At 73.7% G+C, this 24848-nt stretch carries 22 protein-coding genes and 1 pseudogene; 12 read left to right on the plus strand and 11 right to left on the minus strand.

The features are described from left to right. The first annotated feature begins 6 nt into the window (after nucleotides 1-6). The 3 genes from OHA65_RS09545 (at nucleotide 7) to OHA65_RS09555 (ending at nucleotide 3094) form a co-directional block, all read left to right on the plus strand. On the plus strand, nucleotides 7-969 hold the full coding sequence (locus tag OHA65_RS09545) for an ATP-binding cassette domain-containing protein (protein ID WP_329313099.1): 963 nt from the start codon (nucleotides 7-9) through the stop codon (nucleotides 967-969). Next, nucleotides 966-1754 carry an ABC transporter permease gene (locus OHA65_RS09550; protein ID WP_327282702.1) on the plus strand — a complete coding sequence of 263 codons (789 nt, stop codon included), beginning with the start codon at nucleotides 966-968 and terminating at the stop codon, nucleotides 1752-1754. The genes OHA65_RS09545 and OHA65_RS09550 overlap by 4 nt, the downstream gene beginning before the upstream one ends. A 116-nt stretch (nucleotides 1755-1870) precedes the next feature. Beyond that, a complete protein-coding gene (locus OHA65_RS09555; protein ID WP_327282703.1) occupies nucleotides 1871-3094 on the plus strand; it encodes a CaiB/BaiF CoA-transferase family protein in 1224 nt (407 codons plus the stop codon). Between the two features lie 37 nt (nucleotides 3095-3131). Here the strand turns inward: OHA65_RS09555 and OHA65_RS09560 are convergent, their stop codons facing one another. Further along, the gene (locus OHA65_RS09560) at nucleotides 3132-3401 is read right to left on the minus strand and encodes a hypothetical protein (RefSeq protein WP_076046471.1); all 270 of its coding nucleotides are present in this window, start codon (nucleotides 3399-3401) and stop codon (nucleotides 3132-3134) included. 366 nt (nucleotides 3402-3767) lie between these two features. Between OHA65_RS09560 and OHA65_RS09565 the strand changes: the two genes are divergently transcribed. Further along, nucleotides 3768-5462, plus strand: coding sequence for a serine/threonine-protein kinase (locus tag OHA65_RS09565; protein WP_328765160.1), 1695 nt, complete (start codon nucleotides 3768-3770; stop codon nucleotides 5460-5462). A gap of 8 nt (nucleotides 5463-5470) precedes the next feature. Here the strand turns inward: OHA65_RS09565 and OHA65_RS09570 are convergent. Next, nucleotides 5471-6273, minus strand: a pseudogene (locus OHA65_RS09570) (SGNH/GDSL hydrolase family protein). Between the two features lie 206 nt (nucleotides 6274-6479). On the opposite strand from OHA65_RS09570, the gene OHA65_RS09575 reads away from it, so the two are divergent. Both OHA65_RS09575 and OHA65_RS09580 read left to right on the plus strand, forming a co-directional pair. Then, the gene (locus tag OHA65_RS09575; RefSeq protein ID WP_371646429.1) at nucleotides 6480-7580 is read left to right on the plus strand and encodes a DUF5925 domain-containing protein; all 1101 of its coding nucleotides are present in this window, start codon (nucleotides 6480-6482) and stop codon (nucleotides 7578-7580) included. 115 nt (nucleotides 7581-7695) lie between these two features. Then, nucleotides 7696-8238, plus strand: coding sequence for an FABP family protein (locus tag OHA65_RS09580; protein WP_328762281.1), 543 nt, complete (start codon nucleotides 7696-7698; stop codon nucleotides 8236-8238). Nucleotides 8239-8257: 19 nt separating this feature from the next. Here OHA65_RS09580 and OHA65_RS09585 read toward each other — a convergent pair whose 3' ends face one another. Next, on the minus strand, nucleotides 8258-8644 hold the full coding sequence (locus OHA65_RS09585; RefSeq protein ID WP_327282706.1) for a GntR family transcriptional regulator: 387 nt from the start codon (nucleotides 8642-8644) through the stop codon (nucleotides 8258-8260). Between the two features lie 247 nt (nucleotides 8645-8891). On the opposite strand from OHA65_RS09585, the gene OHA65_RS09590 reads away from it, so the two are divergent. After that, nucleotides 8892-9911 carry a lytic polysaccharide monooxygenase gene (locus tag OHA65_RS09590; protein ID WP_327282707.1) on the plus strand — a complete coding sequence of 340 codons (1020 nt, stop codon included), beginning with the start codon at nucleotides 8892-8894 and terminating at the stop codon, nucleotides 9909-9911. A 39-nt stretch (nucleotides 9912-9950) separates the two neighbouring features. On the opposite strand, the gene OHA65_RS09595 is transcribed toward OHA65_RS09590, so the two are convergent. After that, nucleotides 9951-10817, minus strand: coding sequence for an alpha/beta fold hydrolase (locus tag OHA65_RS09595; protein WP_327282708.1), 867 nt, complete (start codon nucleotides 10815-10817; stop codon nucleotides 9951-9953). Between the two features lie 191 nt (nucleotides 10818-11008). Between OHA65_RS09595 and OHA65_RS09600 the strand changes: the two genes are divergently transcribed. Then, nucleotides 11009-12157, plus strand: a complete 1149-nt coding sequence (locus tag OHA65_RS09600) for an acyl-CoA dehydrogenase family protein (RefSeq protein WP_329313105.1) — start codon at nucleotides 11009-11011, stop codon at nucleotides 12155-12157. Here OHA65_RS09600 and OHA65_RS09605 read toward each other — a convergent pair. Together OHA65_RS09605 and OHA65_RS09610 are read right to left on the minus strand one after the other, a co-directional pair. After that, nucleotides 12154-13143: a hypothetical protein gene (locus OHA65_RS09605; RefSeq protein WP_371646431.1), complete on the minus strand. Its 990-nt coding sequence runs from the start codon at nucleotides 13141-13143 to the stop codon at nucleotides 12154-12156. The genes OHA65_RS09600 and OHA65_RS09605 overlap by 4 nt on opposite strands. Continuing rightward, nucleotides 13140-16679, minus strand: coding sequence for a DNA polymerase III subunit alpha (locus tag OHA65_RS09610; protein ID WP_328762288.1), 3540 nt, complete (start codon nucleotides 16677-16679; stop codon nucleotides 13140-13142). The genes OHA65_RS09605 and OHA65_RS09610 overlap by 4 nt, the downstream gene beginning before the upstream one ends. Before the next feature lie 64 nt (nucleotides 16680-16743). Between OHA65_RS09610 and OHA65_RS09615 the strand changes: the two genes are divergently transcribed. The 3 genes from OHA65_RS09615 to OHA65_RS09625 all read left to right on the plus strand — a co-directional run bounded on the left by OHA65_RS09615 (nucleotide 16744) and on the right by OHA65_RS09625 (nucleotide 18634). Next, complete coding sequence (locus OHA65_RS09615; protein ID WP_405759169.1) at nucleotides 16744-16935, plus strand: TetR family transcriptional regulator C-terminal domain-containing protein; 192 nt, start codon at nucleotides 16744-16746, stop codon at nucleotides 16933-16935. A 98-nt stretch (nucleotides 16936-17033) separates the two neighbouring features. Beyond that, nucleotides 17034-17939: an alpha/beta hydrolase gene (locus OHA65_RS09620; protein ID WP_328762291.1), complete on the plus strand. Its 906-nt coding sequence runs from the start codon at nucleotides 17034-17036 to the stop codon at nucleotides 17937-17939. 122 nt (nucleotides 17940-18061) lie between these two features. Beyond that, complete coding sequence (locus OHA65_RS09625; protein WP_327282714.1) at nucleotides 18062-18634, plus strand: dihydrofolate reductase family protein; 573 nt, start codon at nucleotides 18062-18064, stop codon at nucleotides 18632-18634. Between the two features lie 60 nt (nucleotides 18635-18694). On the opposite strand, the gene OHA65_RS09630 is transcribed toward OHA65_RS09625, so the two are convergent. From OHA65_RS09630 to OHA65_RS09645, 4 genes are all read right to left on the minus strand, one after another. Continuing rightward, the gene (locus tag OHA65_RS09630) at nucleotides 18695-19468 is read right to left on the minus strand and encodes a hypothetical protein (RefSeq protein ID WP_327282715.1); all 774 of its coding nucleotides are present in this window, start codon (nucleotides 19466-19468) and stop codon (nucleotides 18695-18697) included. 110 nt (nucleotides 19469-19578) lie between these two features. Further along, nucleotides 19579-20454, minus strand: a complete 876-nt coding sequence (locus tag OHA65_RS09635) for a S1 family peptidase (RefSeq protein ID WP_327282716.1) — start codon at nucleotides 20452-20454, stop codon at nucleotides 19579-19581. A 148-nt stretch (nucleotides 20455-20602) separates the two neighbouring features. Further along, nucleotides 20603-21424, minus strand: coding sequence for a DUF1684 domain-containing protein (locus OHA65_RS09640; protein WP_327282717.1), 822 nt, complete (start codon nucleotides 21422-21424; stop codon nucleotides 20603-20605). 77 nt (nucleotides 21425-21501) lie between these two features. Next, nucleotides 21502-22833 carry a DUF5685 family protein gene (locus OHA65_RS09645; RefSeq protein ID WP_405761744.1) on the minus strand — a complete coding sequence of 444 codons (1332 nt, stop codon included), beginning with the start codon at nucleotides 22831-22833 and terminating at the stop codon, nucleotides 21502-21504. Nucleotides 22834-23115: 282 nt separating this feature from the next. On the opposite strand from OHA65_RS09645, the gene OHA65_RS09650 reads away from it, so the two are divergent. After that, the gene (locus OHA65_RS09650) at nucleotides 23116-23565 is read left to right on the plus strand and encodes a cell division protein SepF (RefSeq protein ID WP_327282719.1); all 450 of its coding nucleotides are present in this window, start codon (nucleotides 23116-23118) and stop codon (nucleotides 23563-23565) included. A gap of 9 nt (nucleotides 23566-23574) precedes the next feature. Here OHA65_RS09650 and OHA65_RS09655 read toward each other — a convergent pair whose 3' ends face one another. Further along, on the minus strand, nucleotides 23575-24759 hold the full coding sequence (locus OHA65_RS09655; protein WP_405755381.1) for an acyl-CoA dehydrogenase family protein: 1185 nt from the start codon (nucleotides 24757-24759) through the stop codon (nucleotides 23575-23577). Between the last annotated feature and the right edge of the window lie 89 nt (nucleotides 24760-24848).

The raw sequence follows: 24848 nt of genomic DNA on the forward strand, positions 1-24848 counted from the left end.
CCCCACATGACAACTACGTACGCTGTACTGAGTGAGGGTTTGGAGAAGCGCTTCGGCGAGGTGCACGCCCTGCGCGGCCTCGATCTGGCCGTGCCGGAGGGCTCGGTCTGCGGCCTCCTCGGCCCCAACGGGGCCGGAAAGACCACGGCCGTACGGATCCTTGCCACGCTGACCCGGCCCACCGGCGGACGCGCCCTCGTCGCCGGCCACGACGTCACGCGCGATCCGGCCGCCGTCCGCCGCGCCATCGGCGTCACCGGCCAGTACGCCTCCGTCGACGGGGACCTGACGGGCCGCGAGAACCTGCGGCTCTTCGCCCGCCTCGCGGGACTGCGCGGAGCGGACGCGCGGACCCGCGCCGACGGGCTACTGGAGCGCTTCGGCCTCACCGAAGCCGCCGACCGGGTGACCTCCACCTGGTCCGGCGGGATGCGCAGGCGCCTCGACCTGGCCGCCGGGCTGATCACCCACCCCCGGGTGCTGTTCCTCGACGAGCCCACCACCGGCCTCGATCCGGCGGCCCGCGAGCACATCTGGACGGCCGTACGGGCGCTCGCCGAGGAGGGCACGACCGTCCTGCTCACCACCCAGTACCTGGAGGAGGCCGACCGTCTCGCCGACGACATCGTGGTCGTGGACCGCGGCCGGGCCGTCGCCACCGGCACCCCGGACGAGCTCAAGTCCCGGATCGGCGCGTACGCCGAAGTGACCGTCGCCGAGGCCGCGGCACTCGACGGCGCGGCCGTCGTACTCGACCAGCTGACCGGCGGGCGGCCCGTACTCGACCGGCAGTGCCTGACCGCCGGGGTGACGACCACGGACCGGGAGCTCACCCTGCCCCGGATCATCCGCGCGCTCGACCGGGCCGGGGTCCCGGTCACCGACGCGAGTCTGCGTCCCCCCACCCTCGACGAGGTGTTCCTGCGCCTCACCCGGAGCCCCCTCGCGCAGAAGGAGCACGCGGCATGAGCACCCTGCTGTCGGACGGCGGCGCCGTCTTCACCCGCCAGTTGCAGAAGGCCCGGCACGCGCCCGCGCTGCTGGTCCTCACGCAGACCATGCCGATCACGATGCTGCTCTTCTTCGGGTACGTGTTCGGCAGCGCGCTCGCCATGCCCGGCTCCGAGTACCGCGAGTTCCTGGTGCCCGGGCTGCTCGCCGCGACCGCCGCGAACGGCCTGATGACGGGCATGTTCACGGCCGCGCAGGACGTCCACCGTGGGGTGACGGACCGCTTCCGCTCGCTGCCGATGAGCCGCGCGGCCGTACCGCTCGGGCAGACGGCCGCCGATCTGCTGACCACGGCGGTCTCCATGGTGCCGGTGATGCTAGTGGGGCTCGCGATGGGCTGGCGGATCGAGAACGGGCTCCCGGGCGCACTGGGGGCGTTCGGCGTGCTGCTGCTGTTCCGCTTCGCGACGGCATGGGTGGGGACGTACCTCGGCCTGCTCAGTCGGAGCGAGGAGGCGGCGGGCCAGCTCGGCAGCGCCACCTTCGTACTGCCGATGCTGTCCAGCGCGTACCTGCCGACCGCCGGACTGCCCGGATGGCTGCGCGCGGTCGCCGAGTGGAACCCGATCAGCGCCGTCGCCACGGCGGTGCGCTCGCTGTGCGGGAACGCCGGTGGCGAGGCCGCGGCGGGCGCCGCGTGGCCGGCGGCGCACCCGGTCGCGGGAGCCGTCGCCTGGTCGCTGCTCCTGCTGGTCCTCTGCGCGCCGCCGGCCGCGCGCAGGTTCGCGCGCGGCCAGGACTGAGAGCCGCGCCCGCCGCGACTAAGACCGGCGCCACAGGCGGACGAACCGTGAAAAGCAGGGGATGTCGGCGCCCCGTGTGGTGACAGGCCGGGGGCCGGGCAGGTAGGCAGGCTGTCATGACATCCGACTCACCCGTGCCCGCGCACCCCGTCGACCCCCTGCCGCTCGACGGTGTCACCGTCGTCGCCGTCGAACAGGCCGTCTCGGCCCCTTTCGCCACCCGCCAGCTCGCCGACCTCGGAGCCCGGGTGATCAAGGTCGAGCGGCCCGACGGCGGCGACTTCGCGCGCGCCTACGACACCACTGCGCACGGACTGGCCTCGCACTTCGTCTGGGCCAACCGCGGCAAGGAGTCGATCGCGCTCGACCTGAAGGACCCGCGCGGCCTGGAGGTGCTGCACGAACTGCTCGCCGGCGCCGACGTCTTCGTGCAGAACCTCGCCCAGGGGGCCGCGGCCCGGCTCGGCCTCGATTCGGCCTCGCTGTGCGAGCGCTACCCGCGGCTGGTCGCCGTCGACATCTCCGGGTACGGGTCCGAGGGCCCGTACGCCCACAAGCGCGCCTACGACATGCTCGTGCAGTGCGAGGCGGGGCTGGTCTCGGTGACCGGCACGCCGGAGCAGCCCGTCAAGGCGGGCATTCCGGCGGCGGACATCGCGGCGGCCATGTACGCCTTCTCCGGGGTCCTCGCGGCCCTTCTGCGCCGCGGGACGACCGGGCGCGGGGGCCGGGTGGAGGTCTCGATGCTCGACGCGCTGGCCGAATGGATGGGGCATCCGCTGCACCACACCATGCACGGCGGGGAGCAGCCGGTGCGCACGGGCCTCGCGCACGCCGTCATCGCCCCGTACGACGCCTACCCGACGGCGGACGGGGACCGGGTGCTGTTGTCGGTGCAGAACGACCGCGAGTGGCGTCGGCTCGCAGAACAGGTGTTGGAGCGGCCCGAGTTGGCCGAGGATCCGGCGTACGCGACGAACGCGGCGCGCACCCGGGGGCGGGAGAAGACCGATGCGGTGGTCGCCGAGGCGCTGGCCCGGCTGGGCGCGGACGAGGCGGTCGAGCGGCTGGAGGCGGCGGGCATCGCGTGCGCACGGCTGAACTCGGTGGCCCGGCTCGCACAGCATCCGCAGCTGGCCGCACGGGACCGCTGGCGGGAGGTGGGATCACCGGCGGGTCCGCTACGGGCACTGCTGCCGCCGATCGGCCTGCCGGGTGGCGCGGCACCGCACATGGGTGCGGTGCCCGCGCTCGGCGAACACACCGAGGCCCTGCTGCGCGCCCTGGGGATGACGGGCGCACAGATCACGACACTGCGCCGGGATGGTGTGGTTGCGTAGGGCCGGGGGCGAAACCTTGAGGAGTCGGGGACGGTTGTTACGAGCGGCGGCTACCGAAGAGCGTGCGACGCAGACGGCGCAGCGGCGCGAAGAGCGAGACGCGCGCGCTCCGGCTCCGCAGGCGGTGCGTGTGGTCGCGAGAGGTGAGTTCGCGCATCAGCAGCGTCGCCTCGGCCGTCTCGCGGTGGGGGACGGCAGGTCCGCCCAGCACGGCGAGGTGGCGGTCGAGGCGCGAACTGGTCGCACTACTGCCGCACGTGATGGCAGGCACGCGTGGCGGCCTGCTGCGCATTGCTATCTGTTCCATGTTCTCTCCCCACCCGTACGAGGGCACCCGGCCCGGGCAGGGTAACCCTATCGCCCCCACGTCGTGCTCGGGTATCCCGGTGGTGTGAATTACCCCTATAGCGACGGGGAGTTGACGATTACTCAGCGGAGTCATCCGTCACTCTCCGCAGGTAAGGGGGGGCCTTCGGGGGGCGCCGCGCGGGTCGTGCGCGGACCGGGGCCACATCGCGCGCGCTGCGCTAACTTGGAGTGATCGCCCGCCGACACACGGACACACCAGGGGGCTCGCGTGAGTGACGAAATCGGCGGGGCGGGCGGGGAATCCGCTGCGGACCGTGTCATCTCGGGCCGGTACCGGCTGATCGACGTGCTGGGCCGGGGCGGCATGGGCATCGTGTGGCGGGCCCGTGACGAAGTACTGGGCCGCGAGGTCGCCGTCAAAGAGGTCCGGCCTCCGACGGGGCTGGACGGCGCCGCGATCGGCCGGATGTACCGGCGGCTCGAACGGGAGGCCTGGGCGGCAGCCCGGGTCTCGCACCGCGGGGTCGTCACGGTCTACGACGTGGTGACCGAGGACGGCCGGCCCTGGATCGTGATGGAGCTGGTGCGCGGGCTGTCGCTGGCCGACGTACTGGAGGCCGAGGGGCCGCTCACCCCGCAGCGGGCCGCGCACCTCGGGGAGCAGGTGCTGGCCGCGCTGCGCGCCGCGCACGAGGCCGGGGTGTTGCACCGGGACGTCAAGCCCTCCAACGTGCTGATCGCCAACGACGGCCGGATGGTGCTGAGCGACTTCGGGATCGCCAGCCTGGAGGGATCGTCGACGATCACGATGACGGGCGAGGTGGTGGGCTCCCCCGAGTTCCTCGCACCGGAGCGGGCGCTGGGGCGCGATCCGGGGCCCGAATCGGACCTGTGGTCGCTCGGGGTGATGTTGTACGCCGCCGTCGAAGGGGTTTCGCCGTTCCGGCAGGACACCCCGCTCTCGACGCTGCGGGCGGTGGTGGACGAGGAGCTGCCGCCACCGCACCGGGCGGGCCCGCTGACCCCGGTGCTGGAGGGGCTGCTGCGCAAGGACCCGGCGGAGCGGCTGCCCGCGGCGGAGGCGGCCCGGATGCTGCGGATCGTCGGGGCGGGCGGGACCCTGCGGGGCTCCGGCGGCGCGGTGTCCGGGCCGGACTCCCCGACGGCCACGGCGCACCACCGGGCCGGCCCGCAGGACAGGCCGTACGGGCGCGACCGGCGCGACGGGCCGACCCCGCCGATGCCGGTGCCGATGACCGATCCGGCGTCGGGTACCGCTGCGGCCGGGGCCGCGGGCGGCGGGGCGCCGCGCGAGGGGCGGGCCGGGCTGGTGCTGACCGTCGGGATCATCGTGCTGCTGCTGGCGGTGGTCGCGTTGGGGTGGCTGCTGCTCAAGGACCGCGGCGACACGGGCGGGAGCGGGGGCACCGGCCCGACGGGTCCGGTCACCACGGCGGCCGGGACGTCCACGGAGCCGTCCGCCTCACCGTCGCCGTCACCGTCCGCCACGCCGTCGCCGTCGCCGTCCGCTTCGCCGTCGGCCACGCCCGCGCCGCACTTCGCCGTGGCGGTGCACGCCGTACGGGCGGACTACCGGGGGACGTGCCCGCCCGATGCGGCGCGGGCGCCCGCCTTCACGGCGACCGTCGAAGCGGACCGTACGCCCGCCGTACTGGAGTACCGCTGGGCGACGCGCAGCGGGGTCACCTCCGACCCCGGCTGGCAGTCCGTCACTTACGGGGCGGACGGGCCCCGGAGCCGGCAGCTGGACCACACCGAGCTCACGTACTACCCGAACGCGACCTTCGACGACGCGGTCCGGCTGGAGGTGCGGGGGGCCGCACCGGCGGTTTCGGACTGGGTGGAGTTCTCCGTGACGTGCGAAGAGGGGGAGGGGGAACCCCCGACGGACGGGGCCTCCCCCTCCCCCGGGCCGAGCGGTTCACCGGCCCCGGTGTCGGCGGGGCCGGCGACCCCGGCGGCCACCACCGAGCCGGTGGCCGCGGGGCCCGGGGCTGCGGAGTCCGAGGCCGCGGGCCCGGACGCCACTGCCTCGTGACCGCCCGGTCAGGCGGCGTTGGTGAAGACGGGCAGGTAGCCACCGGACTGTCCGGCGGCCGTGGGGTGGTACGACTCGCCGATGTTGAGCCAGTTGAGGCTGTGCAGCCACGCGTCGGCGGAGCAGATCTCGTGGCCGGTGAAGGCGCCGGCGACCGAGGCGAAGGTGAAGCCGTGGTCGGCGGCGCGTTTGGCGATGGCGGCGTTCAGGTAGTCGGCCGCACCGTTGATGGCGGAGCGCTCGCCCTCCGTGAGGCCGGTGACGCAGGTTCCGTTCAGCTTGTAGAAGCGGGGATAGCCGAGGACGACGACGTGCGCGCCCGGCGCCCGGCCGTGGATGGCGTCGTAGACCTGGTCGAGCTGGCCGGGGAGGGTGGAGTCGACGTACGCCTTGGCCTGGTTGACGCGACTGACGCAGGTGGACTCGGACTGGAGCACACAGGTCGTCATGACGTCGGAGAATCCTGCGTCGTTGCCGCCGATGGTGATGCTGACCAGGTCGGTGCCGGAGTTCAGCGGACCGAGCTGCCCGGAGAGGACGTCACCCGTACGGGCGCCGGAGCAGGCGGTGAAGGAGAAGGTCTGCGGGGAGTGGGCGGCGGCCACAGGGCCGGGTAGGCGCGGGAGGTGCGCTTGCAGTTGCCGCTCCCGCTGTCGTAGTTGCCGGCGCCGACGCCGGAGGAGTACGAGTCGCCGAGGGCGACGTAGCCGAAATCGGCCGTGGCGGCGGCCGCTTGTCCGGTGCCGAACAGGGCGGCGCCCGCGGCGAGTAAGAGGGAGGAGGTCAGGGCGGCGAAGCGCGACATCTTCATGCTCATGTGTGCGGCTCCTTGTGGGGGTTACTCCTGAGTCCGTGGTACTGGGAGCCGGGGTTGGCCGGAAGTGTTCATGCCAAGAATTTTCGGCGTGGAGTTGCGACCCGAATCTTCACCACCGGCGCGTTTGAAGAGGGAACCCGGGCACCCGATCCGGCGAAACACGGGTGCACGAGGTCACTTCGTGCCGGATCATGGGCGCCATGCCAGCCAACCCGCATGACGCGCTGCCGATCCGGCTCAACGTCGACGACAGCGATTCGCCGTCGGATGTCGTCGACGCGCTGTTCCTCGGCCGGTTCGCCTCCGGCGAGCAGCCGTACTCGCACAGCGTGACGATCGAGCGGGTGAAGGCGGAGGCGACCTTGCTGCCGCCCGAGGCCACAGTGCTGCGCTCGGCGCGCGACTCCGACCGCAGCGCCACCCTCGCGGAGGGCGAGGGCTGGACGATGCTCGTCTCCCGCTGGAGCCGCGGCGCGGACGTCACAGTGACGGCGGTCAGCGACGAACTCGCCGCCGGCGTGCTCGGCGAGGCCACGGAGGGGGTGCAGGACGAACCCGAACCGCAGCCGGAGAACGTCACCATGGGGTTCTGGTACGTCTCCCCCCGCCGCGGCCCGTACCGGACGACCCGCCAGATCGCCGCCGGGACCTGGGCGGAGGTGCGGCCCAACTACACGGCGCCGGTGGCCGGGGCGATGGACCGGCTGATGAAGGTGACCCCGGACGACATCGCGGGGCGGCTGCTCCTGCTGCACGGCCCGCCGGGCACCGGCAAGACCTCCGCACTGCGGACGCTGGCCCGGTCGTGGCGGGACTGGTGCCAGGTGGACTGCGTCCTGGACCCGGAGCGGCTGTTCAACGACGTGGGCTACCTGATGGACATCGCGATCGGCGAGGACGAGGGCACGGCGAAGGGCCGCTGGCGGCTGCTCCTACTGGAGGACTGCGACGAGCTGATCCGCGGCGAGGCCCGGCACACGGCCGGCCAGGCGCTGTCGCGGCTGCTGAACCTGACGGACGGGCTGCTGGGGCAGGGCCGCAACGTGCTGGTCGGGGTGACCACCAACGAGGACCTGGAACGGCTGCACCCGGCGGTGGTCCGGCCGGGCCGCTGCCTGGCCCGCATCGAGGTGGGCCGCCTGACGCACGGCGAGGCGGTGGACTGGTTGGGCACGGACGAGGGGGTCTCGCGCGAGGGCGCCACGCTGGCCGAGCTGTTCGCGCTGCGACGGGGCGCGGGCCCCGCGTCGCTGCTGCCGCCGCAGGGCCAGCACGACCCGGAGGCGGGCCTGTACCTGTAGCCGGCCCGTCCCGGGCGGAGCCGTGGGCGGGGCGGGGGCCGGCCGGACCCGTACGCCGACGACAATGGGCCCCGGCCCGGGGAGAGTCCCGGGGACACCGAACAGGAGCGTGCACGTGCCCGAGCCGGCGCAGGAGAACCCGTACCCCGACAGCCAGGTCCTCGGCGAGGGCCCGGAGCCGCACCCCCAGCTGAAGCCCGTCCTGCACCTCCTGGGCCGCTGGCACGGCAGCGGTGCGGGCGAGTACCCGACGCTGGAACAGGACTTCCGGTACGAGCAGGAGATCACCTTCAGCCACGACGGCCGGCCGTTCCTGCGCTACGAGTCGCGCGCCTGGCTGGTCGACGGGTCCGGCACGGCCCTGCGCCCCTCGGGGCGGGAGTCCGGGTGGTGGCGCATCCTGCCCGACGCCTCCGTGGAGGTGGTCCTCGCGCACCCGACCGGCATCGTGGAGACGTACGTCGGCCGGGTCTCCGGCGCGGAGATCGAGATGGCCACCGACACCGTGGCCCGCACCCCGAAGGCCAAGGAGGTCACCGCGATGCGGCGCCGGTACGCCTTCCACGACGGGGAACTGACGGTCGAACAGGACATGGCGGCCATGGGACAGCCCCTCACCCACCACCTCCGGGCGCGGCTGCGCCCGTACGGGGGCTGAGGGGCCGGGGTTCTTCGGGCTACCGGCCGTACCGGGCGCGCAGGGCGTCCAGGGCGGCCGCCGTGGCCTCGTCGAAGCCCAGGCCCAGCCGCTTCGCGCGTTCCGCATAGGCCTGCGCGGCGGAGGCCGCCTCCCGGGCGGCCCCGTCGCCGGCGGCCGCGACGAAGGTCCCGTTCCGGCCCCGGGTCTCGATCACCCCGTCGCCCTCCAGGGCCCGGTAGGCCTTCGCGACCGTGTTCGCCGCCAGCCCCAGCTCCTCCGCGAGCCCGCGCACCGTCGGCAGCTTGTACCCGACCGGCAGGTCGCCGGCCCGCGCCGCCCCGGCGATCTGGGCGCGCAGCTGCTCGTAGGGGGCGGCCGCGCCGGCCGCACCGTCGATCCGGATCTTCAGGTTCGTCGAGGTCACCCCTGGATTCTCCCCCATCCGCCCTCTTTCTGTAGGCCCGCTTAGTGCTTCCTTAAGCGCACCCTAAAGATCTTCGCGGGGGCCTCGAAAGGGGCGGGAGCCGGGGTGCGGGGGGCTAGCTTGACGGGGCCGAGGAGGGCATGGGGCGGCGTCGGAACCCACGGGGGGCGGCGCCGCCCAGCCCGGTTCCCGGCGCACCGACGACCGCGATCCGCGCCCGCACCGCCGCTCCGAAGGAGATCCACTCATGCCCGCACGCCGCCGTACCGTGACCCGTATCGCCGCAGTCGGTCTCGCCCCGCTCGCGGTGGCCGCGTACGCCGCCGCACCGGCGGCCGCGCACGGCTCGATGACGGACCCGGTCAGCCGGGTGGCGGCCTGCTACGCGGAGGGGCCCGAGTCCCCGAAGTCGGCCGCCTGCAAGGCGGCGGTGGCGGCGAGCGGCGCGCAGGCGTTCTACGACTGGAACGCGGTGAACATCGCCAACGCGGCCGGCAACCACCGCTCGTTGATCCCGAACGGCCAGCTCTGCTCCGCCGGCAACGACAAGTACCGGGGCCTGGACCTGGCCCGCGCCGACTGGCCGGCGAGCCCGATGACCGCGGGCGAGCACACCTTCCGGTACAAGGGGACCGCCCCGCACAAGGGCTCCTTCGAGCTGTACGTCACGAAGGACGGCTACGACCCGGCCAAGCCGCTGAAGTGGTCGGACCTGGAGCCGGCGCCGTTCGCGAAGGCCACCGACCCGGGCATGCAGAACGGGGACTACGTGTTCTCCGGCAGCGTGCCGAACAAGTCCGGGCGGCACCTGATCTACAGCATCTGGCAGCGCTCGGACAGCCCGGAGGCCTTCTACACCTGCTCGGACGTGGTGTTCGGCAAGGACAGCGGCGGCAGCACGGGCACCGGGACCGGCACCGCCCCGAGCGCCAAGCCGAGTGCGCAGCCGAGCGCCAGGTCCTCCGCCGGCGGCCGCCCCTCGGCCGCGCCCAAGGCTCCGACGGACCAGCAGATCGCGGACGGGGAGAGCAAGTCCACCGTGGAGCACAACGGCCACGGTGACAACGACCCGAAGACGAACGGCAGTACCGCGCTCGCCCCGGTGCCTTCGGATTCCCCGGCGGGTACCGGCCTCGCCGCGACGGGGGGCAGCGCCGCCACCCCGTTGATCGCGATCGCCGGGGCGGGCGTGCTGGCCCTCGGGGCGGCCGTGCTGTTCGCCGTGGCCCGACGCCGTGCGACGACGCCGGGCCGCCACGGTCTCTAGCACGGCCCGTTCACCGGACCGGCCGCCTGTGCGTCGACGTCACTCGAAGACGGACGCGCAGGTGGTCCGGGTGGCGTGCGCCGGGTCGAGGGAGTTGAGCGCCTCGTGCCAGGCGATCCGGTCGGTGAGCCCGATGGCGACGTGCTCGGAGAGGTCCAGCGGGCACAGGTCCTGGAGCACGACGTTGCGTACGTTGGAGCCGGCCCCCTGGAGGAACGCGCTCCGGTAGGGCGTGACGACCTCGTCGTACTTGGTCGCGATGACCGTGTACTGGACCCCCGGCACGGTGTCCCCGACCGCGTTGAGCTTCGTCACGAACGCCGATCCGGCGATCTGGTCGGCCAGCCCCGGTGTCGCGGAGCTGATCAGGTCCTCGGCGCCGGGGAAGTACGGGAGCAGCTGGGTGAGCCCGTCCAGGGTGGTGCCGTGGTTGTCGGGGGCGAGCCCGATCAGTGCGTTGACCTTGGGGGCGCCGCCGAGGAACTTGAGGTAGTAGTTCGGCATCATGCCGCCCTGCGAGTGGCCGACGACGTCGGTCTTGGCGGCTCCGGTGGAGGCCAGCACCTTGTCGACGAACACGGCCAGCTGGCCGGCCGACTTGTCGATGGGGCCGAGCCCGTTGAAGAGGGGAACGCCGGGCAGCTGCCCGTAGTCGAGGGAGTAGACGCAGTACCCGCGGTGGACGAGGTACGGCGCGAATCCGAGCCAGTTGTCCACCGAGTTCCCGAAGGTGCCGTGGACGAGCACGACGGGGCGGGGATGGGCGGCCGAAGGTTTGCAGGACCAGTCGTTCCAGCCGCTGCTGGGTGCGTACGCGGCCTGCGCGGCGCCGGTGGGGGCGACGAGGGCGGCAGCGGCGAGGGTGAGGACGGCCAGCGGGCGGAGCAGGCGTCGCCAGGGCAGCATCGGGTGATCTCCTTGCGGGGTCAGGGAAATACGTGGGGGTTCGTCCCGTGATCCGGATCACAAGGGGGGGGATGCTTGCCGTCAAATTACGGGCGGGTAGCAAAACTTGGAAGTTACGCGTCAGTAAAAAATGCGTGTCGCCGCCCGCCCCGGCACGCCCCCGAGACAATGGAGTCCCTACTCCTCGTGAGGTGAGTGATCGGATGCAGTGGGCTCCCGGTGCGGGAACGGCCTTGGCCACCCCGCCCGACCTCGCCGCCGACCCGCTCGTTTCCTCGGTCACCGAGCTCGCCGTGGGCACGCTGGTGCCCGCCGCGGAGGAGACCGCGCAGGAGGGCGTGCCGCGTTCACACCTCGATGCCCTCGCCCGCTGCGGCGCGTACGGGGCGCTCGGCCACACCCCCGACCCCGGGAGCGGACTGACGACTCGTCAAGTTGTCCGTGAAGTGAACGAGTTGCTGTCCGCGGCGGACCCCTCCACCTGGTTCGTCCACACGCAGCACTTCGGTCTGGTGAAGGGGCTCCAGGGGGCCACCGGCCCGGAGGCCGCCGCACTGCGCGAGCGGTGGTCCGCCGACCTCGCCTCGGGGACCAGGCGCGGCACGGCCGGTTTCGCCTTCCTGCGGCACGCCCGGCCGCCCGTCACCGCGGAGCCGACCGCCGACGGGTGGCGGCTGCGCGGCCGGGTGCCCTGGATGACCGGCTGGGGCCTCTCCGACGTGGTGTACCTCGGCGCCCTCGCCCCGGACGACCGGGTGCTGTTCGCCGCGGTGGACTGCGGGCCCGATGGGGATCCGGGGCTGGTCCCCGCCGGGGCGGCGGAGCTGTGGGCGATGAACGGCACCCGCACGGTGGCGGTGGAGGTCCGCGACGTCCTGGTCCCGCCGAGCGCGGTGGTCTGCGTACAGCCCCGGGCGGAGTGGGCCCGCGCCTACGACCTTGAGAACGCAAACGCCCACCCCGCCGTCTTCGGACACGTGCGCGCCGCGGCCGATTTCCTGCTGCGGTCGGCCCCCGCAGCCGGCGCCGCGTACGAGGAGCTCGGCCTGCGGGTCGCGCAGGACGCGGCCCGGCTGCGCACGGAGGCCTACGCGCTGCGCGACGAACTGCCGCCGCAGGAGCGGGTCGAGGACCGGCTGGCACTGCGGGCGGCCGTCCTCGAACTCGGCGTACGGGCGGCCACCGCCTGCGTCGCCGCGACGGGCGGCCGGGCGATCTCGTACGGGAACACCGCCGGGCGCCTCGCCCGCGAGGCCCAGTTCCACCTCATCCAGGCCCAGACCTCCGGGCTGCGCTCCGAAATGGCCCGGCTCCTGCTGGGCGGGCCGGACACCCGTTAGGCCGCCCTGTGGAAGGTCGCGGCCGGGCGGACCGTGCCCGGGCCGAACCGGGCGTTCGCGCGGTCGACGGCCGCCTCCACCGTCAGGCGGGCTTCGCGGACCGGGTCCAGGGAGATCTGCCGGGACGCCCGCTCGGCGCCCGTGAGGTCCTCGGCGCGCAGCACCATGCCGGTCAGCCGAGCCCGTTGCAGCCCGGCCGCGTCCAGCAGGCGGTAGGCCGCGGCCCGCAGGTCCTCGTCGTGCCCGGACGCCTCCGGGAGCCGTCGGGCCCGCTCCCATCGGGCGCCCCCGGCGAACTGCAGGGTCAGCGACAGGGAGCGGGCGGCCTGGCGGCGGCCGCGCAGTACCGCGCCGAGGCGGACCACCAGGCCGAGGAGCACGGCCCGGGCGTGCGGGCCGTCGAGCTCGTGCCGGGTGAAGCCGCTGCGGACGGCGGCCGACGCGGGCAGGTCCTTCGGGGTGACGGGGCGCGGGTCGATCCCGCGGGCGCGCTCCGCGGCCAGCCGGCCCGCCCGCTGCCCCAGGATCCGTTCGACGGTGCCCGGGGAGACGGCCGCGACCGCGCCGACCGTGTGCAGCCCGTACCCGCGCAGCGCCTCCGCCTGTTTGGGGCCGATGCCGTGCAGGGCCTCCACCGGCAGCGGCCCGAGGAAGGCGTCCGCCGCGCCTTCGGGCACGGCCAGGACGCCACCGGGCCCGGGCACCCGGGCGGAGGCCGTCGCCGCCACCGCCCAGGTCCCGGCGACCCCGATCCGTACGTCCGTGCCGAGCCGGGCGAGCGCGCGCAGCCGCACCAGTTCGGCGATCCGGCGGGCGTCCGCGCCGAAGTACCGCCGGGCGCCGCGTACGTGCACCAGCGCCGCCCGGGGCGGCAGGGCCTGCACCGTCGGGGAGAACTCCCTCAGGAGTTCCAGGACCTCGCGGTAGCCCTCCTCGGTCAGGGTCGGAGCGCACCGTACGTGCAGGACGCCGTTGGCCGGGGTCATCCCGCGCTCCCCGGGCTGGAGTGCCACAGCTTGCGGCCGGTCGCGGCGCGGTCGCCGGCCGGCTGGAGGTCGGCCCACGGGTTCATCTCGTATCCGGTGGGCAGGTGGATGCGGCGCCCGGAGCCGGCGGTGTCCGCGGGCTCCCCCGCCCCGGGCAGCGGCTCCGCCAGGCGGGCCGTGACCGCGTCCAGGCCGCCCGCGGCCCGCAGTTCCACCAGCTCCGCCAGGTCCCAGGCGGCCGCGCCGACCACGCTCAGGCTCTGCGGTCCGCGCCGCTGGACGACACCCCGCACCAGCAACAGGAACGAGTGGAAGACGGTGTGCGCGCACGCCTCGTGGCTGTCGTCGAAGAAGGCCAGGTCGACCAGGCCCGTCCCGTCGTCCAGCGTGGTGAAGATGACCCGCCTCCCGGAGCGGATCGGCGGGGTCTGGGTGGCGGCCTTGGCCCCCGCGACCAGTACGGTCCGGCCGTGCTCGATCTCGCGCAACCTACTGGCGGGGACCGCCCCCAGCTCCGCGAGGAAGGCGTGGTGGTCCCCCATCAGGTGCCGCGAGGTGTCCATGCCGAGCACGCCCAGCTCCGCGCTGAGCCGCTCCGCCTCGTTCAGGTCGGGCAGGCCGACGGGGGCCGTCGACCGGCCGCCGTCCAGCGGGAGTTGGACACTGCCCGGCCGGGCCCCCGCCGACCGCTGCACGCCGTGCAGCTCGGCCACGTGCAGCAGCAGGTCGCGCCGGTTGGCGCCGAAGGCGTCCAGCGCCCCGACCTGCGCGAGCCGCTGCGCGACCGGCCGCCCGGGGTGCGCCCGGTCCCAGAAGTCGCGCAGCGATCCGTACGGCTGCCCGTCCTCGATCCGGCGGGCCTCCGCCTCGCTGATGCCGTGGACGTCGGCCAGGGCCAGCCGGAGCCCCCACACCGGAGGAGCCCCGACCTCGGACACCAGTTCGATGCGGTGGGCCACCGCCGAGCGGTTCACGTCCAGCGGCAGCACCGGCACGCCCCGCCGCCGCGCGTCCGCCAGCAGCAGCCGCTTCGGGTACATCCCCGGGTCGTGCGTGAGCAGGCCGGCGTAGAACGCGGCCGGGTGGTGCGCCTTCAGCCACGCCGACTGGTACGTCGGCACGGCGAAGGCCACCGCGTGCGCCTTGCAGAACCCGTACGAGCCGAACGCCTCGACGATCTCCCAGGTCCGGCCGATCACCTCGGGCGCGTAGCCCCGTTCGCCCGCCTTCGCCGCGAACCACACCTTGATCCGCGCCTGCGACTCGGGGTCGGAGAGCCCGCGCCGCACCCGGTCCGCCTCGTCGCGCCCGCAGCCGGTCATGACGTTCACGATCTCGATGATCTGCTCGTGGAAGACCACCACCCCGTACGTTTCGCGCAGTGCGTCCGCCAGGTCCTCGTGCGGGTAGCGGACCGGGGCCCGCCCGTGCCGCGCCTCGATGAACGGCCGCACCATGTCGGCGGCGACCGGGCCGGGCCGGAACAGCGAGATGTCGACGACCAGGTCGTGGAAGGTCGACGGCTGGAGCCGGCCCACCAGGTCGCGCTGGCCCGGCGACTCGATCTGGAAGCAGCCCAGCGTCTCGGCCGAGCGGATCAGCTCGTACGTCGCCCCGTCGCCCGGCGGGACCTGGGCGGGGTCGTCCAGGTCGAGCTCCTCCCCCGTGCCGCGTCGGATCTCCGCGACGGCGTGCGCCATCGCGGACTGCATCCGCACGCCCAGCACGTCGAGTTTGAGCAGCCCGAGCTCCTCCACGTCGTCCTTGTCGAACTGGGACATCGGGAAGCCCTCGCCGCTGGTGGGCAGCACGGGGGTGCGGGCGAGCAGCGAAGCGTCGGAGAGCAGCACCCCGCACGGGTGCATGGCGATCCCGCGCGGCAGCGCGTCGAGCGCCTCGACGAGCTCCCACAACCGCCCGTGCTCCTCCCCGCGTACGTCGCGCAGTTCGGGGAGCTCGGCGAGGGCCGTGCGGGCGTCGCGGGCCCGGATGTGCGGGAAGGCCTTGGCGAGCCGGTCGACGGTGGCCGGGTCCATGGACAGGGCGGCGCCGACGTCGCGGACGGCGTGCCGGACCCGGTAGGTCTCGGGCATGGAGACGGTGGCGACGCGCTCGGTGCCGAAGCGGTCGATGATCCGCCGGTAGACCTCCAGCCGGCGGGCGGACTCCACGTCGATGTCGATGTCGGGCAGGACGTGGCGGCGCTTGGACAGGAAGCGCTCCATCAACAGGCCCTGCTCGACGGGGTCGGCGTGGGCGATGCCGAGGAGGTGGTTGACGAGGGAGCCGGCGCCGGAGCCGCGGGCGGCCACCCGGATGCCCATCGCGCGTACGTCGTCCACGACTTGAGCGACCGTCAGGAAGTACGAGGCGTACCCGTGGTAGGCGATGATGTCCAGCTCGTGGTGCATCCGCTCCCAGTACGCGCGGTCGTCGGCGTAGCCGCGCAGCACCATGCCGGCGGAGGCCCGGGAGGCCAGGACCCGCTGGGCGGTGCGGTGGGCCGCGCCGACGAGGTGGGCCTCGGGGAAGTGCACGGAGCCCATGCCGAGGTCGTCCTCGGGGTCCACGGCGCAGGCCTCGGCGGTACGCCGGGTCTCCGCGAGCAGCCGGCGCGCGTCAGCGGGGCCGAGGCCCGCGGCCCGGGCGATCCGGTCGGCGGCCTCGGCCATGGCGGCGGGGGCCTTGAGCCAACGTTCGCCACTGTCGAGGGGGCCGCGGGGGTCGACGGGGACGAGGCGGCGGGCCGCGTCGAGGACGTCGGCGACCGGTCCCTGGCCGGGGTCGGCGTACCGGACGGCGTTGGTCAGGACGGCCGGGACGCCCTGCTCGGCGGCGAAGCCGACCGTACGGGCGGCCAGCCGCAGCGAGCCGGGGCCGGTGCCGGTGCGGCCGTGGTCGACGGCCTCCAGGCGCAGGGAGTCCCCGTAGACCTCCCGCCAGGGCGCGAGCAGTCGCACGGCCCGGTCCGGCCGCCCGGCGGCCAGCGCCCGGCCCACTTCGGACCCGGGGCCGAGCAGTGCGTACACGGACTCGCCGCGCAGGGCGTTCCAGGTCAGCGCGGGCCGCGCACCGGAGCCGCCCGGGCCCTCGGGGTCCCCGGCGGCGACCCCGTCGCCGGCCGCGTGGGTCGCATGGGCCGCGGTGACCATGCGGCACAGCTCGGCCCAGCCGGCGGCGCCGTCCCGGGCCAGGAAGACGGCGCGCGGGGCGGACTCGTCGAGGAAGGCGCCGCCGCGCACCGGGGTCCGGCGCCGCTGGGAGGCTTCCGGGGAGCCCGCGCGGGAGCCCGCCGCGGAACCACCGACCGCTTCCGCGGCGTACGGCACGGCCAGGTCGACCCCGAACAGCGGCCGGATCCCGGCCTTCGCGCAGGCCTTCGCGAACCGCACCGCACCCGCGAGGGTGTCGCGGTCGGTCAGGGCCAGGGCGTCCATGCCCCGCTCGGCGGCACGCTCCGCCAGCCGTTCGGGGTGCGAGCCTCCGTAGCGCACGGAGAACCCCGAAACGGTGTGCAGATGCGTAAACCCGGGCACCCGCGGCCTCCTGCTTCGATCGGATGGAACACCTCCCCCGTCTCCACCATAGAGCAATTCGAATATCCGTGCGAAACATTCGTTCGACCAGGGCCGCTTCGCCGCCGACCTGGACGTGCCCGCCCGCGCGTCGGAGCTGCTCGCCCTGCTGGACGGGCTGAGCACCCGCGTGGTGCTCGGGCAGCGCGACGCGGACCGACCGGCGTCCCTGGAGCGCGCCCGCTCGGCGGCGGCCCTGCTCGTCCCGCACCTCTAGGCCGTGTCCGCGTAGGCCGTGTCCGCGGCGCGGAGAGCGGGAAGGCTTGCGGACACGGTCTCCGTATCGGATTCCCGACGCTCGTGGGAGGGACCGCAGTGCGCATCGAGGTGGGCCTGGCCGACGGGCGGAAGCTGATCGCGCGACAGTGGGGGGCTCGCGACGGCTCACCGGTGCTGCTCCACCACGGCATGCCGGGCAGCCGCCTGGGCGTCGCGCTCGGCGACGCCCCCGCACGGCACCCCCACGTCCGTTTCTTCTCCTACGACCGGCCCGGCTACGGGGAGTCCGGCCGCGCGCCGGGGCGGCGCGTGGCCGACGCCGCCGCCGACTCCGCCGCCGTCGCGGACGCCCTGGGCATCGACCGCTTCGCGGTCGTCGGCCGCTCCGGGGGCGGTCCGCACGCGCTCGCCTGCGCGGCCCTGCTCCCCGAACGGGTGACGGCGGCGGTCTGCCTGGTCGGCCTCGCGCCCCGCGACGGCACCGGGCTCGACTGGTACGCCGGCATGACCCCGTTCAACGTGGAGCACTACACCCTGGCGGACCGCGACCCCGCGGCTCTGGAACGGCTCCTCACCCCCCGGGCGGCGCGGATCCGCCGCGATCCGGGGCTGCTGCTCGAAGACCTGCGCGCGGACCTCTCGACCGCGGACCTCGCGGTCCTGGCTGACCCCCGGGTGCGCCGCTGCGTGCGGGACACCCTCCGGGAGGCACTGCGGACCTCCGCGTACGGCTGGCTGGACGACTCCCTCGCGCTCTGCCGGCCCTGGGGGTGCGATCCGCGGGCGGTCTCCTGCCCGGTCATGCTCTGGCACGGCGCCGAGGACGTGTTCTCACCGGTGGGGCATTTCCACTGGCTGGCGGAGCACATCGGGCGCAGCACGGCGGTGCTCAAGCCCGGAGCCGGCCATTTCGCGGCGCAATACGCCCTCTGCGAGGCGCTGGACTGGCTCCGGGGCCGGGCGGTTGCGTGCGGATCGACTCGGATCGACGGGGACCGATGAGTTTCCCCGCGATCGGCAGTCAGAGATCATGAGGGGTGTGACGCGTTGCCGCACGAGCGGGCACGGCGCGACGCACCGCCGAAGCTGCCGGACATGGACACGAGAGACCGAGGAACCCTCCGATGCGCACCCTGATCAGCACCGCGTTCATCTCGCTCGACGGCGTCGTGGAGGCCCCGGGGGGCGAGCCCGGCTACCGCAACTCCGGCTGGACCTTCAAGCACACGGAGTTCCTGCCCGAGGCGTTCGACATCAAGGGGCGGGAGCAGAAGGAAGCCACGGCGATGCTGATGGGCCGCGTCAGCTACGAGGCGTTCAGCCCGGTGTGGCCGGACATGGCGGACTTCGCCGACTACAAAGTGATGCCGAAGTACGTCGTCTCCACCACCCTCACCGAGGACGACCTGGTGTCGAACTGGGGCGAGACCACGATCCTGCGCTCGCTCGACGAGGTCGCCGCGCTCAAGGAGACGGAAGGCGGCCCGATCATCGTCCACGGCAGCGCCTCCCTGAACCAGGCCCTCTCGGACGCCGGCCTGATCGACCGCTACCACCTCCTCGTCTTCCCGCTGCTGCTCGGCGCCGGCAAGCGCCTCTTCAGCACCGCGGACAACGACACCCGGAAGCTGGAACTCGTCGAACACGAGGTCTACGCCAACGGCCTGCAGAAGCAGGTCTTCGACGTCGTCCACTGACGCGGCTCCCGCCGCCGCATCCGGCCGGGTGCGGGGCCCTGCGGCCGGTTCGCGGGCCCTTCATCCGGTGGGCGGCGCGGTCCGGGGTACGGGCACGGGCCGTGCGGCCCGGGGTTGCTCCACGGGCGCGACCACCGGTTCCCGGGCCCCCTTGAGGCAGTCCATGACCCGCTCGTGCGTGTCCCCGACGCTGTCCACCACCTGGATGCGCACGAGGAACGCCTGCACCTCGTCGATGAACCGCTTCGAGAACACCCCCAGCATTATGGTCTCGTACGTACCGGTCGCCACCAGCGGGAATCCCGCGCCGATGCTGGCGAGGCGGAAATCGGCCGCGGGCCGCAGCCCGATCTCGCCCAGCCGCTCACCGGCCTCGCGCAGGTTCATCCACGCCCCCTCGGGAACCGGCCCGTCGACGACGTCGCCCGCCGGCACCACGAGGTAGTCCACGCGGTGCACCCCCGCGTTGTGCTGGCCGCCGTTGAGGACGCCCGTGCTCCAGGCCTTCGCATCGCCCGGCAGTACCCCCGCCACGTACTCGGAGCGCCACCCCAGCAGGGGCCGGACCGTACGGGCGTACTGGGCGCGGGCCAGCACGGCTCCGGCCGCCACGGCCAGCAGGCTGGCCAGCGGTTCCTCGGGCATCAGCTGGAGCCGCCAGGGCCAGTGGGCGCGCGTCGCCTCGGACAGGTTGCCGCGGGCGACCTCCCAGACGAGGACGGCGACGAGCAGGCACAGCAGCACCAGGGGCGCGGTGAACAGCCAGGGATTGCGCCGGATGCGCCGCTGCGCATCCGAAACGGGCCCGCCCCGGCCGGAGGGCGCATTGCTCATGCGTGCCACCTCACTCCTCAACAATGGGCCCCCGCCCGTGAGTTCGGGCGGGGGCTCATGATTGTGCCGGGTCCGGGAGGGCCGTGGCGCCCCCCGTCAGCGGTGGAGGCTCAGTAGACGCTCACCCCGTAGGCGTTGAGGGCTTCGACGACGGGCTGGAAGAAGGTGGTCCCGCCCGAGGTGCAGTCGCCGCTGCCGCCGGAGGTCAGGCCGATCGCCTTGGTGCCGGAGTAAAGCGGGCCGCCGCTGTCGCCGGGCTCGGCGCAGACGTTGGTGCGGATCATGCCGTAGACGATGTCGCCGCCGCCGTAGTTGACGGTGGCGTTGAGGCCGGTCACCGAGCCGCCGTGGGTGCCGGTGGTGGAGCCGCGCCGGGTGACGGACATCCCGACGGTGGCGTTGGCGGCGCTGGTGATGTCCTGGCTGCCGACGGTGCCCGCGTGGGCGAGGGAGGCGTTGTCGTAGCGCACGAGGCCGTAGTCGTTGTTCGGGAAGCTCGACCCGACGGTCGCACCGATCGTGGTGGTGTGCGCGGAGCTCGTCCACCAGGTGCCGGCGCCGTCGGTGCAGTGCCCCGCGGTCAGCACGTAGTACGTGGTCCCGCTGCGCACGTTGAAGCCGAGGGAGCAGCGCCAGCCGGAGGTGTAGATGGCGTCGCCGCCGGAGATCAGCTTGCGCAGCTTGCCGGGGGTGCGCTCGATGCGCAGGGCTCCGGCGTCGGCTCCGGCCTCGGTACGGATCTTGGCGAGGTCCACGGCGGTGACGGTGGAGTCGGCGGTGACCACGAGGGTTCCGCTGGCGGGGTCGGTGTACCAGGCGGTGCCGGCGACGTCGGCGCGCTGGACGGAGGCTCCGGCGGCAGCGAGCCGCGCTGCGCTGAAGCCGCTGTCCGCGCTCGCCGCGGTGGGGGCGGCGAGCCCGGCGACGGCTGCCAGGCCAGCGGCCACGGCGAGCAGCCGGGTACGGGTGATGCTCTTGATCCTCACTTCTCGTCCTCCCGGAAGGGATCGGGGGCCCGGCGGACAGTGGGGGGCGCCGGAGCCCGTGAGGCGCAGCCGGAGGTACGGCGGGCGCACAGGATTTCGTCGTGCCCCTGACAAGCCCCCGGAAGGCGCTGTCGGGAGTGTCTCGGCGTCAGATTCGGGCGGCAAGGGCATCTTTCAGCCTCCGCTCGCCCACCGCGACCTCGAAGGGCAGGGTGTTCCCAGGGGGCGGGAACGGGCAGATGAAATGGTCCGCGAAGGCGCAGGGCGGCAGCACGGTCCGGTTGAAGTCGACGGTGATCGAGCCGTCCACCGGGTCGGGAACCCCCGGCTTCAGGAAGCGGAAGCGGTAGCTGGAGCTCCCCCCGGTGGCATCGCCGATGACGGCCCAGAGGCTGCCGTCGTCCTCGTCGACGGCGACCTGGAGGGTGTGCTCGGCACCCCGGTACGCGAAGCTCAGCTCGCCGCCGAGGCCGAGCCCGCGCGCCCGCCCGTCGACGTTCGCCACCTGGACGGTCCGGTCCTCGCCGTACGGCCGGAAGCGCCCCGGCCGTACGAAGTCCGGGTCGTACGGGGTGGCCTCGATTCCGGCGAAGGCCCGGCGCGCCGCGGAGGCGGGGTCGAAGACCCGTACCGCCCACTCCCCCTCGCGCCGGATCACGGTGATCCGGAGGTCCCCTCGGGCGGCGATCCGGGAGCGCGCGGGCGGTGCGTGGTCGGCAGCGAGGACGGCGTCCCCGGTGAAGGGCTCGCCGTCGAGGCTGAGGCCGTCCTCGGTGGAGGCGGTCAGTGCCACCCCGCCCTCGGTGGCGCGCCAGCGCCCCGGAACGGCCGGAAGTCGACCTTCCGGGTAGTCGGAGAGCCAGTGGGTGCCGATGAGGGAGAGGGGGCCGTAGGGGGCGGACACGGAAGCCACCCGATGCTCGTGCCATTTCCGCCAGGCGGTCTTCGGATCATCTGCGTCATCGCTCATCCGCTCAACCCTTCCACGCGGGCCCGGACGGGAACCTCCCTGTACGCCGTCCGGACCCACGGAAAACCGAAAGGGCGTCAGCAGTCGCAGCCGCAGCCGTCGCAGCCGTCGCAGCAGCACCCGTCACAACTGCAGCAGTCGCAGCAGCCGCTGCAGTCGGGGCAGCCGTTGCCGCAGTCGCAGGCCTCGCACCACGCGTCCCGCTTCTTGCGGGACCACGGCCCCTCGTGCTCGGTGCAGCACAGCTGGCAGGTGCAGAACAGCCCCAGGGACACGGCGCACCCGGCGAGCAGCCCTCGGCGCGGCTTCTGCGGCGGCAGGCCGCCGCCGGGACCCGTGGGCGGTCCGGGTATCCAGGGGCCGCCGGGGCCGCCCGCGCCGCCGCCGTACGGATTCCCGCCGTACGGGTTGCCGCCCTGGCCGCCCTGGCCGCCGTGCGGGGCGCCCCCGTACGGGCCGCCGGCGTACGGGGCGCCCTGGCCCGGGCCGTAGCCCTGCGGCGGTGCCCCGTAGCCGCCCTGCCCCGCGGCGTTCGTGCCCACGTGTCCGCAGCTACTCACCCCGAAGGCCCGGTCCACGGAGGTCTTCAGCTCGTGCACGAGCAGCCGGTGGGCCAGTCCGGCGTCCGCGAACTCGACCTCGCGCAGCGCCAGCCTGATGCCGTGCAGGGCGTCGTCCGCGAGCCGGCGGGCCTCGGCGAGCGGGGTACCGGTGGCCGTCAGCGGGTTCCAGGCGCCCGCGGCGGCGTCCGCGGCCTGGTCCTCGACGGCGTCCAGGAGGTGCGCGAGGCGCCCGAAGTAGCGGCCCGCCTCGGCGAGTGCGGGGGCGTTGCCTGGCCGTCCGGCCAGCTGCGCGGTATGGGCGAAGGCGGCGGCGGTCGCGGTCTCCGTCGGCTCGGTCACCACGAGCACGGGCGTGCCCGCCCCGGCCAGCGTCTCGATGCCCGCCTGCCGGTCCACGGCGTCGACGAGGACGGCCGTGTCGAAGCCGAGCGAGGCCCCGGTGCGGGCGCCGGCCCGGTCCCATCCGCGGGCCACCTTGCGCGCGGCGGCGGCGATCGGCGCTCGGGCCAACAGCCCGTCCCGGTCGGCCACGTGGTCCCGCACCTTGGCCGAGGCGAGGACGAGCGAGACGGCGGCCGCGAGCCGCGCCCCCTCGCCCTTGGCCACCGCGGCGGTGCGCATGCCGCGCAGCGGGCAGGGGCCGGCGGTGCGCCGGGAGCCGGGCGCCGGCCCGGACTGAGCCTCCGTCAGAACGGAGACGAGCAGCCCGTCGTAGTTGGTCACGATCCGTGCGAACTGCCCGTGGTCTGCGCGAAGTGCTAGGCACAACCCGCAGAGATGGGCCATCCACTCCGTCTTGAAACGCTCCCCGAGCCGGTGCGTGCAAGGTCTGACGATGCCGAACAAACCGGTCCCCCGTGTGTCATGCGCGTGCGTGAAGCGCATCGTATCGAGCCGGATCGTTCACTCGTACGTCTCCGTCGATCACCCGCACGGCGGCGGCAGTCGTATTTTCACTCAGACAGCAGCGGTACCCACCAGGATCCTTGACGGTGCAACGGATGTTCTGCACCAGTACCGTCACGAAACCACTGCGCGGCGGCTATCCACTTGGCGCGTTGTCAGCATCATGGACGACCATAGGGGCAGCGGAGAGAAGACGACTTACCGCGGTGAAAGGAGGCGACCATGGGTTCGGTACGCAAGGCGAGTGCCTGGTTGGGTCTCGTGGAGGACAGCGACGACGAGCGTTACTACGACGACGACTACGCGGAGGCCGCACAGGGTTCCGTCTCGGGCCCCGGCGACCAGTGGGTCACCGACCCCCGGGTCAAGGTCGCGTCGGAGTCGGCCGTCGACCAGGGCCGGCGGATCGCGACGGTCACCCCGGACGGCTTCCGTGACGCGCGCGGCATCGGCGAGCTGTTCCGCGAGGGCGTCCCGGTGATCGTGAACCTGTCGTCCATGGACCCGGCCGACGCCAAGCGCGTGGTCGACTTCGCGGCCGGTCTGACCTTCGGCCTGCGCGGCTCGATCGAGCGGGTGGCGACCAGGGTCTTCCTGCTGACCCCGGCCGACACCCAGATCGTGAGCGGCGAGCCCGCCGGCCGCTCGCGCGACTTCTTCAACCAGAGCTGAGCAGGGCCCTCACCGGAAGGCGTCGAGCCCGGTGAGCGCCTTGCCCAGCACCAACTGGTGCATCTCGACGGTGCCCTCGTAGGTGAGCACCGATTCGAGGTTGGTGGCGTGCCGCATGACGGGGTATTCGAGCGAGATCCCGTTGGCGCCCAGAATGGTCCGCGCGGTGCGGCAGATCTCGATGGCCTCGCGGACGTTGTTGAGCTTGCCGAAACTGATCTGCTCCGGCCGCAGGGTGCCCGCGTCCATCCGCCGGCCCAGGTGGTGGGCGAGCAGGATGCCCTTGTGGAGCTCCAGCGCCATGTCGGCGAGCTTCGCCTGGGTGAGCTGGAAGCCGCCGATGGGCTTGCCGAACTGCTCCCGCGTCCGCGCGTAGTCGAGCGCCGCCTCGAAGCTGGCGCGCGCCGCGCCCATGGCCCCCCAGATGATCCCGTACCGCGCGTGGCTGAGGCAGCCCAGCGGCCCCTTGAGCCCGGTGACACCCGGAAGCACCGCGTCCGCGGGCAGCCGTACGTCGTCCATGACCAGCTCGCTGGTGACCGAGGCCCGCAGCGACCACTTGTGCTTGATCTCGGGCGCCGAGAACCCGGCGGCGTCGGTCGGCACGGCGAAGCCGCGGATCCCCTCGTCGGTCTGCGCCCAGACGACGGCCACGGCCGCCACGCTGCCGTTGGTGATCCACATCTTGCGGCCGTTCAGCACCCAGTCGGTGCCGTCGCGCTTCGCGTACGTGCGCATGGCGGCCGGGTCGGAACCGACGTCGGGCTCGGTCAGGCCGAAGCAGCCGATCAGCTCGCCGGCAGCCATGCCGGGGAGCCAGCGCTGCTTCTGCTCCTCGGAGCCGTACTTCCAGATCGCGTACATGGCCAGGGAGCCCTGCACGGAGACGAGGGACCGGATCCCGGAATCGGCGGCTTCCAGTTCGAGGCAGGCCAGCCCGTACTGCACGGCGCTGGCGCCGGCGCACCCGTAGCCCTGGAGGGACATCCCGAGCGCGCCGAGCGCGCCGAGCTCCTTCGCGAGGTCCCGGATGCCGGGGAGCTCGCCGCTCTCGTACCAGTCGGCGACGTACGGGAGCACGCGGTCGGCGGCCCAGCCGCGGACGGTGTCCCGGATGGCGAGGTCCTCGGGCGCGAGGAGCTCGTCGAGCCCGAGCGGATCGGTGGGTACGAAGGGCGTTCTCGACGCGGACACGAAGGGCCTCCCGGCGGACATGCGGTCATGGCTAGCGCTGCTAGTTTGTCGCCACCCCCGCCCGCGGTCCACCCCCACCTTCAGCCCCC

Source organism: Streptomyces sp. NBC_00045 (assembly GCF_045041095.1).
Classification (GTDB): domain Bacteria; phylum Actinomycetota; class Actinomycetes; order Streptomycetales; family Streptomycetaceae; genus Streptomyces.